General features: G+C 71.8%; 11 protein-coding genes. 6 read left to right on the forward strand and 5 right to left on the reverse strand.

From position 1 onward, the window contains the following. Positions 1-78 precede the first annotated feature (78 nt). Positions 79-663 (forward strand): DivIVA domain-containing protein, encoded by a 585-nt coding sequence (locus ACQ3I4_RS01585; protein WP_329859932.1) that lies wholly within the window; start codon positions 79-81, stop codon positions 661-663. On the opposite strand, the gene ACQ3I4_RS01590 is transcribed toward ACQ3I4_RS01585, so the two are convergent. Genes ACQ3I4_RS01590 through ACQ3I4_RS01605 form a run of 4 tightly spaced genes read right to left on the reverse strand, consistent with a single transcriptional unit; the run spans position 644 to position 4,420 of the window. Next, complete coding sequence (locus ACQ3I4_RS01590) at positions 644-2,134, reverse strand: cation acetate symporter (protein WP_430632677.1); 1,491 nt, start codon at positions 2,132-2,134, stop codon at positions 644-646. The two genes, ACQ3I4_RS01585 and ACQ3I4_RS01590, sit on opposite strands and share 20 nt — an antisense overlap. Then, positions 2,131-2,496: a hypothetical protein gene (locus ACQ3I4_RS01595; RefSeq protein WP_329859935.1), complete on the reverse strand. Its 366-nt coding sequence runs from the start codon at positions 2,494-2,496 to the stop codon at positions 2,131-2,133. Before ACQ3I4_RS01595 ends, ACQ3I4_RS01590 begins: the two co-directional genes overlap by 4 nt. Continuing rightward, complete coding sequence (locus tag ACQ3I4_RS01600; RefSeq protein ID WP_329859937.1) at positions 2,493-3,212, reverse strand: LytR/AlgR family response regulator transcription factor; 720 nt, start codon at positions 3,210-3,212, stop codon at positions 2,493-2,495. The genes ACQ3I4_RS01595 and ACQ3I4_RS01600 overlap by 4 nt, the downstream gene beginning before the upstream one ends. Then, entirely contained in the window at positions 3,209-4,420 is a 1,212-nt protein-coding gene (locus ACQ3I4_RS01605; protein WP_329859938.1) for a sensor histidine kinase, read from the reverse strand. The genes ACQ3I4_RS01600 and ACQ3I4_RS01605 overlap by 4 nt, the downstream gene beginning before the upstream one ends. Before the next feature lie 214 nt (positions 4,421-4,634). On the opposite strand from ACQ3I4_RS01605, the gene ACQ3I4_RS01610 reads away from it, so the two are divergent. Both ACQ3I4_RS01610 and ACQ3I4_RS01615 read left to right on the forward strand, forming a co-directional pair. Further along, positions 4,635-5,021 (forward strand): DUF485 domain-containing protein, encoded by a 387-nt coding sequence (locus ACQ3I4_RS01610; protein WP_329859939.1) that lies wholly within the window; start codon positions 4,635-4,637, stop codon positions 5,019-5,021. Between the two features lie 11 nt (positions 5,022-5,032). After that, on the forward strand, positions 5,033-6,649 hold the full coding sequence (locus ACQ3I4_RS01615) for a solute symporter family protein (RefSeq protein ID WP_430632794.1): 1,617 nt from the start codon (positions 5,033-5,035) through the stop codon (positions 6,647-6,649). A gap of 407 nt (positions 6,650-7,056) precedes the next feature. On the opposite strand, the gene ACQ3I4_RS01620 is transcribed toward ACQ3I4_RS01615, so the two are convergent. Then, positions 7,057-7,548 (reverse strand): Lrp/AsnC family transcriptional regulator, encoded by a 492-nt coding sequence (locus ACQ3I4_RS01620; RefSeq protein ID WP_430632678.1) that lies wholly within the window; start codon positions 7,546-7,548, stop codon positions 7,057-7,059. Between the two features lie 241 nt (positions 7,549-7,789). On the opposite strand from ACQ3I4_RS01620, the gene pdhA reads away from it, so the two are divergent. From pdhA to ACQ3I4_RS01635, 3 genes are read left to right on the forward strand one after another with little or no spacing between them, the layout of a single operon-like run. Then, on the forward strand, positions 7,790-8,875 hold the full coding sequence (gene pdhA, locus ACQ3I4_RS01625; protein ID WP_329859944.1) for a pyruvate dehydrogenase (acetyl-transferring) E1 component subunit alpha: 1,086 nt from the start codon (positions 7,790-7,792) through the stop codon (positions 8,873-8,875). Further along, positions 8,872-9,876: an alpha-ketoacid dehydrogenase subunit beta gene (locus tag ACQ3I4_RS01630; RefSeq protein ID WP_329859945.1), complete on the forward strand. Its 1,005-nt coding sequence runs from the start codon at positions 8,872-8,874 to the stop codon at positions 9,874-9,876. Before pdhA ends, ACQ3I4_RS01630 begins: the two co-directional genes overlap by 4 nt. A 9-nt stretch (positions 9,877-9,885) precedes the next feature. After that, positions 9,886-11,388 carry a dihydrolipoamide acetyltransferase family protein gene (locus ACQ3I4_RS01635; protein ID WP_430632795.1) on the forward strand — a complete coding sequence of 501 codons (1,503 nt, stop codon included), beginning with the start codon at positions 9,886-9,888 and terminating at the stop codon, positions 11,386-11,388. The last annotated feature ends 44 nt before the right edge of the window (positions 11,389-11,432 follow it).

An 11,432-nucleotide genomic window follows, 5' to 3' on the forward strand; every position in this document is an offset into this window, starting at 1 on the left:
TGAGCGGTCCGCCCCGGCGGCCGCGCTTTGATGAGCATCCAGTCCGAGCGGCGCCGGCCGAAGTTGAGGAAGACCGTAGTGAGCCACGAGACCACATCGACGACGCAGACGCCCTTCGAACGTGTCCCGGCCCAGGAGTTCGGCTACAACATCCGCCAGGTGGACAACTTCCTGGCCCGCGCCCGGGCGACCTTCAACGGCGCAGGCGATGACGAGAGCATCGTGACAAGCCACCTGATCCGCCGCACCGCGTTCGAGCCTCAGAAGGGCGGCTACGACGCCCGCGAGGTCGACCTCGCGCTGGACCGCCTCGAGGACGTCTTCGCCCAGCGCGAGCGCGAGGCGCTCATCGAGGGCCAGGGCGAGGAGGCCTGGCTCCAGCAGGTCGGACGGCTCTCCGCCATCCTCCGCGGCCGGCTGCACCGCGAGCCGGGAGAGCGCTTCCGCCGCCCCAGCCGCCGCGGCGCCCCCAGCTACAACGTCGAGGACGTCGACGAGCTCTGCTCCCAGCTCGTCGACTACTTCGAGAACGACACTCCGATGAGCGTCGACGTCGTCCGGCGCGCGACTTTCCGCGAGGCGCGGGGCCACGAGGGCTACGAGGAGAGCCAGGTCGACGCCTTCCTGGACCGCGTCGTGGAGCTCATGGCCTCGATCGACTAGGACCCTCCGGCCCGGGCATCCGGGCCTTCGGCGCATGCAGCCGGGCCATCACGGCGCCCACGTGCGCGGCCGGCCTCCCGGCCCGCGACACCACCACCATGGTCAGGAACGCGAGCGGCACGGTCCAGGCCGCCGGCTGCTCCAGCAGCTGGACGACGCCGGAGGGCAGCCCCAACGGCAGTCCGGCGGCCACGAGCGCCCCGCCGCACGCGACGGCGCCGGCGACCATCCCGGCGACCGCACCGGCCGCCGTGAGGCGCCGCCACCAGATCCCGAGCAGCAGCAGGGGACAGATCGTCGAGGCCGTGAAGGCGAAGACCGAGCCGATCGCCCCCGCCAGCGCGAAGCTGCTCGTCCCCACGGCGAGCAGGAGCGGGACCGCGCACGCCGCCACCGTGGAGATCCGGAACCCGCGCACGGTGCCCTTGAAGAGCCCCTGGCTGATCACGCCCGCGAGCGAGACGACGAGGCCCGACGTCGTCGACAGGAAGGCGGCGAACGCGCCCCCGATGACGAGCGCGGACAGCACGTCTCCGGCGGTCCCGCCGACGATCCGGCCAGGCAGGAGCAGGATCGTCGCGTCCGCGTTTCCGCTCGCCGCGAGCTCGGGGGTGAAGGTGCGTCCGAGGACGCCCAGCATGGTGGGGAAGAGGTAGAACAGGGACAGCAGTCCGAGCACGATCACCGTCGTCCGCCGGGCCGAGGGGCCGTCCGGGTTCGTGTAGAAGCGCACGAGCACGTGCGGCAGCCCGAGCGTCCCGAACAGCAGCGCCACGATGAGCGAGATGGTCCCGTAGATCCCGAGCCCGGTCCCGGGGCCGCGCTCGAACGCCCGGCCTCCCGCGGTCGCCGACTCCCCGGCGAGGCCCAGGTGCAGGAGCAGGAAGACCGCCGGAACGGCAAGGGCCAGGAGCTTGAGCCAGTACTGGAACGCCTGGACGAACGTGATCGAGCGCATCCCGCCGGCCAGGACGGTCACGCACACGATCACCATGACCAGGACGGCCCCGAGCCAGCCCGGCAGTCCCGTCGTGATGCCGAGCGTGAGCGCCGCCCCGTGGAGCTGCGGGACGATGTACAGCCATCCGACGACGACGACGAGGCCGCTCGTCACCTGCCGCGGCGTCATGCTCCCGAGCCGGGCCTCGGCGAAGTCGGGCAGCGTGTAGGCGCCGGAGCGGCGCAGGGGCGCGGCCACGAAGAGCAGCAGCATCAGGTACCCGGCCGTGTAGCCGATGGGGAACCACAGGGCATCCTGGCCGGAGACCACGATGAGGCCGGCGACGCCGAGGAAGCTCGCGGCGGAGAGGTACTCGCCGCCGATCGCCGAGGCGTTCCACCACGGCTTCACGGTCCGCGAGGCCACGTAGAAGTCGCTCGTCGTCCTCGACAGGCGCAGCCCGTACACGGCCACGAGCACGGTCGCGGCGGTCACGAGGACGACGGCGGCGAGCGCCGTGGACGGGTTCACGATCCCCCCGGGTCGGCGAGGTCCCGGTAGCGCTCCTCGTTGCGGGCGGCGGCCCGGTTATAGACGAATGCGCCGAGCAGGATGATCGGGTACACGCCGATGCCCAGCACGAGCCAGGGCAGCGGGACGGTCAGGAGCCGGATGTCGTGGATCTGCGGCCATGCGGCCACGAGCACGGCGAGGCCGACGAGCAGCAGGAGGAAGCCGATCGCGACGGAGAGGGCGAGCCGCAGCTGGGAACGGATGAGGGACCGCACGTAGAAGTCCCCGCTCGGATCCGCTGCCCCGCGCCCCGTCCGGGGTACCCGGGCGTCGGCGGGCGCGGTGACCCGGACGCGCTCCGGGCGCGCCGGCCGGCTCACAACGGGCGCACCCGGTTGGCGGCGAGCCGCTCGCGCAGGGACGGCAGGGCGCGCCGGCTGACGGGCAGCTCCGTGCCGGCGACGAGGACGCAGGCGCGCCCGGTCTGGAGCTTGACCTGCTCGATCCGGTCCATGGCCACGAGGTAGCTGCGGTGGATGCGCACGTAGCCGGCGGACGCCCACTGCTGCTCGAGGTCGTTCAGGGGCACCCGGATGAGGTAGCTGGCCTCGGGGGTGTGCAGCCGCGCGTAATCGCCCTGGGCCTGGATGTGGGTGATCTCGTCGCGGCGGATCATCTTGGTCACGCCGCCCTGGTCGACGGTCACGAGCTCGGGGTCGGCCGGCGCCTCGCCGGACATCTGCTCGCTGATGCGCCGCACGGACTCGGCGAGGCGCTCGGGTCGGATCGGCTTGAGCACGTAGTCGATGGCCGCCAGCTCGAAGGCCTCGAGGGCCTGGTCCTCGTCCGCGGTGACGAAGACGACGGCGGGGGGCCGGCTGAAGCGGGAGATGACGCGGGCGATGTCCAAGCCCGAGAGGGCCGGCATGTGGATGTCGAGGAAGAGGGCGTCGACCTCGAACTCCTCGAGGGCCTTGAGGGCCTCGGCACCGGACGTGGCACGGTGGATCTGGCCGATCCTCGCGTCCTGGGACAGGAGGTGCGCGAGCTCCTCGACGGCGGGGAGCTCGTCATCGGCGACGACCACGTTGATCATGGCTGCAATTCTAGGCCGTCGCCTCCACCTGCTCCGCGGCCCGCCCGCGGGGAGGCGTCGTGGCGGGGCTGGAACTTGGGGATCCGCAGGGTGATCAGCGTTCCGGCGCCGGGGGCGGTGTCGATGACCAGTCCGTGCTCCTGGCCGTAGACCTGGCGCAGCCTGACATCCACGTTCCGCAGCCCTACGTGCACGCCCTCGACGGTGCCGGCGAGGGTTGCGCGCAGCGCCTCGGGATCCATGCCGACGCCGTCGTCCTCCACGGTGATCTCGGCGTACTCCCCGGCATCGGTGGCCGTCAGCGTGATCAGCCCGCCCTCCGCGACGCCCTCGAGTCCGTGGCGGACCGCGTTCTCGACGAGCGGCTGCAGGGACAGGAAGGGGATCACGGTGCTCAGGACCTCGGGCGCGATCGAGAGGCTGACCTGGATCCGCTCGCCGAAGCGCGCCTTCTCGAGGAGCAGGTAGCGGTCGATCGCCTGCAGCTCCTCCGCGAGCGTCGTGAAGTCCCCGTGGCGGCGGAACGAATAGCGCGTGAAGTCCGCGAACTCCACCACGAGCGCTCGGGCTCGCTGCGGATCGGTGTTGATGAACGAGGCGATGGCGTTGAGGCTGTTGTAGATGAAGTGCGGGCTGATCTGGGCCCGCAGGGCGCGGACCTCCGCCTCCATGAGCAGGGCCCGGGACTCGTCGAGCTCGGCGAGCCCGAGCTGTGCCGCCACCCACGCGGCGACCTCCGTCGCCGCGCGGACCAGGCCGGCGTCCGCCCGGTCCGTGAAGGCGATCACCGCACCGGCGATCCGGTCTCCGACGACGACGGGCGCGCAGACGGCGTCGACATCCCCGACCCGGACCATTTCCGTGCGTCCCGTGGCCAGGGCGCCCGCGGCGATCCCCGGCAGATCCGCGCCGGGGACCCGGCCCTCGGTGGCGAGCACCGACGTCGTATCCGTCATCGCGAGTCCGTCGCAGGCCAGCAGCCCGCGCAGGTGCCGCGCCGCCTTGCCGGCCCCCTCGGCCGTGAGGCCCGCGCTGAAGTGGGGCGCCGCCAAGGAGACGGTGTGCAGGGTCTCGAAGGTCGCGCGGTCGGCGTCGGTGCCCAGATCGCGGGAGGAGCGGACGATCCGGTAGCCGATGAAGAGCACCACGGCGACGGCCACGAGGACGATCGCGGCGATCAGCGTGGTCTCCAGCGCGGTCGACATCATGGACCCAGCGTAGACGGCCCGCCGGGGCCGCGCGCGGCGCCCCGTGGGGCCCCGTCCGGGCCCCGCCGTTCGTCGGGTGGCGGTGCCGCTCGGCGCACGCCCGGCACCGTTCGGCCCTCGGCAAATGTGACGCCCTTCACACCACGCGGGCGCCTGCCACAGAGTGATGGCAGTCACGTTCCGCACAGGCGGAACGCACCCACGAGGAGGAATCATGGGCAACCCACCACCGGACAGCGGTCCGGAGCAGGAGGGCTCGCCGGTCGCCACTGACCGGCCGGCCGCCGACTTCCAGCAGACGCAGGCCACCGACGAGTTCAAGGAACTCCGCCGCACCCACCGGAGCTTCGTGTTCCCGATGGCCGTGGTGTTCCTGCTCTGGTACTTCGCCTACGTGCTGCTGGCCGCCTACGCGCACGACTTCATGTCGACCAAGGTCGTCGGCAACATCAACGTGGGCCTGGTCCTGGGCCTGCTGCAGTTCGTCTCGACGTTCGCCATCACCGCCGCCTACGTGCGGTTCGCCAACAAGAAGCTGGACCCGAAGGCCACGGCGATCCGCCACGAGCTCGAAGGCGATCCGGAAGGAGTCCGCCCGTGATCCACGCATCCCTGGCCCCGTTCGCGGCGGCCGCCACCGAGTCGACGAAGGTCGGCAATCCCTGGATCAACATCGCGATCTTCGGCGCGTTCGTCGCCGTCACGCTCGTGATCGTGCTCCGCGCCAGCAAGAACAACAAGACCGCCGCCGACTACTACGCGGGCGGGCGCTCGTTCTCCGGCACGCAGAACGGCACGGCCATCGCCGGCGACTACCTGTCCGCCGCCTCCTTCCTCGGCATCGTCGGCGCCATCGCCATCAACGGCTACGACGGCTTCCTGTACTCAATCGGCTTCCTCGTCGCCTGGCTCGTGGCCCTCCTGCTCGTCGCCGAACTGCTGCGCAACACCGGCAAGTTCACCATGGCCGACGTGCTGTCCTTCCGGCTCAAGCAGCGCCCCGTGCGGATCGCCGCGGCGATCAGCACGCTCGCCGTGTGCCTGTTCTACCTCTTGGCGCAGATGGCCGGCGCGGGTGCGCTCGTCTCGCTCCTGCTGGGCATCGACGACCGGCTCGGCCAGTCGCTCGTGATCACGATCGTCGGCGGGCTCATGATCCTCTACGTACTGGTGGGCGGCATGAAGGGCACCACCTGGGTGCAGATCATCAAGGCCTGCCTGCTCATCGCCGGCACGTTCGTCATGACGGTCTGGGTCCTGGCCATCTACGGCTTCAACCTCTCCGAGCTCCTCGGCGCCGCGGTCGAGACCGCCGGGGACCCGAACATCCTGAATCCGGGCCTGCAGTACGGCGTCAGCGAGACGGCCAAGCTGGACTTCCTCTCCCTGGGCCTGGCCCTCGTGCTCGGCACGGCCGGCCTGCCTCACGTGCTGATGCGCTTCTACACGGTTCCGACGGCCAAGGATGCCCGCAAGTCCGTGGTCTGGGCGATCTGGCTCATCGGCGCCTTCTACCTGTTCACCCTGGTCCTCGGCTACGGCGCCGGTGCCCTGATCGGCGCGGACCGCATCCTCGCGGCCCCCGGCGGCGTGAACTCCGCGGCGCCGCTGCTGGCCTACGAGCTCGGCGGCTCGCTCCTGCTGGGGCTGATCGCGGCGGTGGCGTTCGCGACCATCCTCGCCGTCGTCGCCGGCCTGACCATCACCGCGGCGGCGTCCTTCGCCCACGACGTCTACGCGAGCGTCATCGCCAAGGGCCGGACCACCCCCGAGAAGGAGGTCAAGGTCGCACGGCGCACGGTGCTGGTGATCGGCGTCCTGTCGATCCTGGGCGGCATCGGCGCGCAGGGCCAGAACGTGGCCTTCCTCGTGGCCCTCGCCTTCGCGGTCGCGGCCAGCGCCAACCTGCCGACGATCCTCTACTCGCTGTTCTGGAAGCGCTTCTCCACCCAGGGCGCGCTGTGGTCGATGTACGGCGGACTGGGCTCGGCCCTGATCCTGATCGTCTTCTCGCCGGTCATGTCCGGCGGCGAGACGGCCATGATCCCGAGCGCGGACTTCGTCCTCTTCCCGCTCAAGAACCCGGGCATCGTCTCGATCCCGCTCGCGTTCTTCCTGGGCTGGCTCGGCACCATGCTGGACAAGGGCCGCGAGGACCGGGCCACCCAGGCCGAGATGGAGGTCCGTTCCCTCACCGGTGTCGGCGCCGAGAAGGCGGTGCAGCACTAGCGCGGCACCCGGTTCCTCCCGCGTAGGGGGAACCGGGTACGACGCCGGACGCCCCACCGGGCGCGCGGCACCGAATGCAGCGGCGGGGGGGGGGGGGGGGGGGGGGGGGGGGGGGGGGGGGGGGGGGGGGGGGGGCGGTAGGACCGGGCTTCGAATAGCGGATCCCCCGCGGGATGGGGAGACAGAGGGACGGGGGTGCCTTTCTTTCCCCCCCCCCCCCCCGCTGCATGTTCCCCGAAGCCTTGCTCCCCGATGTCCTGCTCCCCGACGCCCCGCATCCCGACGCCCCGCATCACGCGGCGTCGGGGAACGTGTTGGAATGCGGCGCGCTGTCGAGCACCTACCCCGACACGGCCGGGGAGCGTCTTGTGCCCCTGCGGTTCGGGGAGCGTTCCCTGGGGCGGGGGTCAGGGGAGCGTCTTGTGGCCTGAGGGCCCGGGGGACCGGTGCAGCAGCGGGCGCATGCGGTGGGGGATGAGCTCGGCCATGGACAGCGAGGTGTCGGCCCGGTCGACCCCCTTGATGGCGAGGATCCTCCCGTTGACCGCGAAGAGCTCCTCGGCGCTCGCCGCGACGACGCGGGCGAGGATGTCGGCCGCGCCGGTGAGCCCGTGGGCCTCGACGATCTCCGGGATCCCGGCCAGCTCCCGCACGATGTCGCCGAGCCGGCGCTGCTGGACGTGGATATGGACGAAGCTCGTCAGGGGGTATCCGAGGGCGGAGGGCGCCACGCGCCTCTCGAAGGGGAGGAACGTCCCGCGTTCCTCGAGGCGCGCGAGCCGCGCCTGGACCGTGTTGCGGGACAGCCCCAGCTGTTGGGCCAGTGCCACGACGGTCGCCTTGGGATCGTCGCAGAGCGCATCCACGAGCCGGACGTCGGTGTCATCAAGGTGCGGCATAGTGCGCAAGATTAGCACGATGCGCCGTTCGGAGGCAGAGCAGAGTGCTCAGTTCGCCGCGCCCCGGTTGTGCGAGGTGATCCCTGTGAGTATCGTCACAGTACAGGTGCGGCGACGGCGCCCCGCCTCCGGGGAACCGCCCACGGCCACCGCCGGATGCCGGCTTCCCGACCAACGACGAAGGGTGCAAACAGTGTCCTGGCAACATCAACAGGAATCCTCCGGCAGTGGGCGGGAGGAGATGGTCCAGCTGATCGGGCCCACCGGCGAGCGCAGCGCCCACGCCGCGTTCGACGCGGTCCTCGGGGACGTCGACGACGCCTTCCTCGAGGCGCTCTACACGGACATGGTCGCGGTGCGCCGCGTCGACAACGAGGCCACGGCCCTGCAGCGCCAGGGGGAGCTCGCGCTCTGGCCGCCGCTGCTGGGCCAGGAGGGCGCGCAGATCGGGGCGGCGCGCGCACTGCGCGACGACGACTTCGTCTTCTCCTCTTATCGCGAGAACGCCGTGGCCTATTGCCGTGGCGTCGACTTCGAGGACATCCTGCGGGTCTGGCGCGGCAACGCCTCGAGCGGCTGGGACCCCTTCGAGCTGAACATGGCGACCCCGCAGATCATCATCGGCGCCCAGACGCTCCACGCCGTCGGCTACGCGATGGGCATCAAGTTCGACGGCGGGGACCAGGCCTCCATCACCTTCTTCGGCGACGGCGCCACGAGCCAGGGCGACGTCAACGAGGCCCTCGTCTTCGCCGCGAGCTACCAGGCACCCGTGGTCTTCTTCTGCCAGAACAACCACTGGGCCATCTCGGAACCCGTGGAGCTGCAGACGCACGTGAAGATCGCCGACCGGGCCGCTGGCTTCGGGATGCCCGGCCTGCGCGTTGACGGCAACGACGTCCTGGCCTGCCTCGCGGCGACGCGGATCGCCCTGGACCGGGCGCGCAGCGGCAACGGCCCGACCTTCATCGAGGCCGTGACCTACCGGATGGGCCCGCACACCACGGCCGACGACCCCACCCGCTACCGTGACGCCAACGAGCTCGAGGCCTGGCGGGCCAAGGACCCGATCGACCGGCTCGAAGCGCACCTCGCCTCGAGGGGCGTGGATCCCGAGGGCCTGCGTTCCCGGGCCGGCGCCCACGCCGACGCCGTCGCGGCGAAGCTGCGGGCCGGCGTCATCTCGATGGCGGAGCCCGGGGCCATGGACGTGTTCGAGCACGTCTACGCCGAGCCGCACAGCTGGCTCGACCGCCAGCGCAGCCACTACGGGCTGTACCTCGACCAGTTCGCCGCCGACGCGGCCTCGGAAGGAGCCGGACGATGAGCACGCTGACCTTCGGCAAGGCGATCAACGCCGGCCTGCGCCGGTCCATGGAGAACGACCCCAAGGTCGTGTTGATGGGCGAGGACATCGGCCAGCTCGGCGGGGTCTTCCGCGTCACCGACGGGCTGCAGAAGGACTTCGGGCAGCACCGCGTCCTGGACTCGCCGCTCGCCGAGTCCGGGATCGTCGGGACCGCCGTCGGCATGGCCTACCGCGGTTTCCGCCCCGTCGTGGAGATCCAGTTCGACGGCTTCGTGTACCCGGCCTTCGACCAGATCGTGAGCCAGATCGCCAAGCTCCACTACCGCACCAAGGGCCGCGTGCGGATGCCCCTGACGATCCGCATCCCCTACGGCGGAGGCATCGGATCCCCTGAGCACCACTCCGAGTCGCCGGAGGCGTACTTCGCCCATACCGCGGGCCTGCGCGTCGTGAGCCCCTCGAACCCGCAGGACGCCTACACGATGATCCAGCAGGCGGTCGCGTGCGAGGATCCCGTGATCTACTTCGAGCCCAAGCGCCGCTACCACGAGAAGGCCGAGGTCGACCTCGAGGCTGCTCCGGAGCTCCCGCTCGGCTCGGCCCGCGTCGCCGCGGCCGGATCCGATGCCACCCTCGTCGCCTACGGGCCGCTCGTGAAGACGGCCCTCGACGCGGCCGTCGCGGCCTCCGACGACGGCGTGTCCGTCGAGGTGATCGACCTCCGTTCCCTCTCGCCCATCGACTTCGCGGCCGTCGAGGCGTCGGTGCGTCGCACCGGCCGGCTCGTCATCGCGCATGAGGCCGGTCAGCACGGGGGCCTCGGCGCGGAGATCGCGGCGAGCATTACGGAGCGCTGCTTCTACCAGCTCGAGCACGCCCCCGTCCGCGTCACGGGGTTCGACATCCCCTACCCGGCGTCGAAGCTCGAGTTCCACCACCTGCCCGATCTGGACCGCATCCTGGACGGCGTGGACCGCGTCCTGGGCCGCCCCCATTCCCTGAGCTCCCTGGAAGGCTAGATGAGCGCCATGTTGAAGGTATTCAGGCTCCCCGACCTCGGCGAGGGTCTGACCGAGTCGGAGATCCTCGTCTGGAAGGTCGCGGTGGGGGACACCGTGGCCCTGAACCAGGTCATCGCGGACGTCGAGACGGCCAAGGCCGTCGTCGAGCTCCCGTCGCCGTACGCGGGAGTCATCGCCCAGCTGCACGAGGAGCCCGGGACCGTGGTGGAGGTCGGCAAGCCGATCGTCTCCTTCGAGGTCGCCGACGAGCCGGGTGCCCCCGCCCCGGATTCGGCGGACGACGCCGGGGCCCCGGCGAAGCGCGAGCCGAACCTCGTGGGGTACGGGGCAGCCGTCGAGACGAAGGGCCGCCCGGCGCGCCGCGCGCGGCCGGGCGCAGCGGCCGGATCGCCGTCGGCCGCCCCGGCCGGTGGCGAGCGGCCGGGCGCCGCGGCCGGCGGTGCCCAGGGCAACGCCGTCCCCGGGCCGCTCACGGCCGCCGCCGCGCCCCCCGCTGCCGCCGCCGCGTCCGTCGCGGCTCCGGCTCCGGCGGCGGAACGACCCCGTTCGACCCCGCCCGTGCGCAAGCTCGCCCGCGACCTCGGTCTCGACCTCGCGTCCGTCGCGGGCTCCGGCGACGGGGGGCTCATCACGCGCGGGGACGTGGAGGCGGCCGCGCGGGCCGGCACCGGCGGCGTTCTGACCGCATCCGCGGGGCCCTCGGGGGACACCCCGGGCGCGGCCCCGATCCCGGGAGCCGGCCCCGCGCCGGTGACGGTCGGCGGCACCGGGCCGGGCCCCGGCGTCGTCCGCACCCTCGGCGGGAGGCCCAGGGAGGAACGGACCCCGATCAAGGGCGTGCGCAAGCACACCGCCGCCGCGATGGTCGCGAGCGCCTTCACCGCCCCGCACGCGACCGAGTTCCTGACGATCGACGTCACGCCGACCATGGAGCTGCTCGAGCGCCTGCGCTCCGGCCGCGCGTTCGCGGGAGTGAAGCTCACGCCCCTGGCCGTCGTCGCGAAGGCCGTCTGCATCGCCCTCGAGCGCACGCCCTCGCTCAACGCCCGCTGGGACGAGGCCGCCCAGGAGATCGTGCAGCTGAACTACGTCAACCTCGGGATCGCGGCCGCGACGCCGCGGGGCCTGACCGTGCCGAACATCAAGGACGCGCAGGCGCTCGACCTCGCCGGCATGGCGCAGGCCGTGCGTGTCCTGGCCGAGACGGCGCGCGAGGGACGCACCGGTCCCGCGGAGCTGTCCGGGGGGACGATCTCGATCACCAACGTCGGGGTCTTCGGCATCGACGCCGGCACCCCGATCCTGAACCCGGGCGAGGCCGCGATCCTGGCGATGGGCCAGGTCCGCCGCATGCCGTGGGAACACCGGGGCGGGATCGCGCTGCGCCAGGTGATGACGCTGAGCCTCTCCTTCGACCACCGGCTCGTTGACGGGGAGCAGGGCTCGTGCTTCCTCGCGGACGTCGGGACCATCCTGGCCGATCCGGGGATGCTGCTCACGATGGTCTAGCCGCAGTCCACCGCGGTCCCGCGGTAGACGCCCATCCGGACCCC

Origin of the sequence: Zafaria sp. Z1313, assembly GCF_050563205.1 — a bacterium.
Classification (GTDB): domain Bacteria; phylum Actinomycetota; class Actinomycetes; order Actinomycetales; family Micrococcaceae; genus JAZDCJ01.

Excerpts from the sequence above, each read along its gene's own strand:
- ACQ3I4_RS01605 (WP_329859938.1), bottom strand. The coding sequence starts at position 4,420 with ATGATGTCGACCGCGCTGGAGACCACGCTGATCGCCGCGATCGTCCTC.
- ACQ3I4_RS01635 (WP_430632795.1), top strand. The coding sequence starts at position 9,886 with ATGTTGAAGGTATTCAGGCTCCCCGACCTCGGCGAGGGTCTGACCGAG.
- pdhA (WP_329859944.1), top strand. The coding sequence starts at position 7,790 with ATGGTCCAGCTGATCGGGCCCACCGGCGAGCGCAGCGCCCACGCCGCG.
- ACQ3I4_RS01620 (WP_430632678.1), bottom strand. The coding sequence starts at position 7,548 with ATGCCGCACCTTGATGACACCGACGTCCGGCTCGTGGATGCGCTCTGC.
- ACQ3I4_RS01630 (WP_329859945.1), top strand. The coding sequence starts at position 8,872 with ATGAGCACGCTGACCTTCGGCAAGGCGATCAACGCCGGCCTGCGCCGG.
- ACQ3I4_RS01610 (WP_329859939.1), top strand. The coding sequence starts at position 4,635 with ATGGGCAACCCACCACCGGACAGCGGTCCGGAGCAGGAGGGCTCGCCG.
- ACQ3I4_RS01600 (WP_329859937.1), bottom strand. The coding sequence starts at position 3,212 with ATGATCAACGTGGTCGTCGCCGATGACGAGCTCCCCGCCGTCGAGGAG.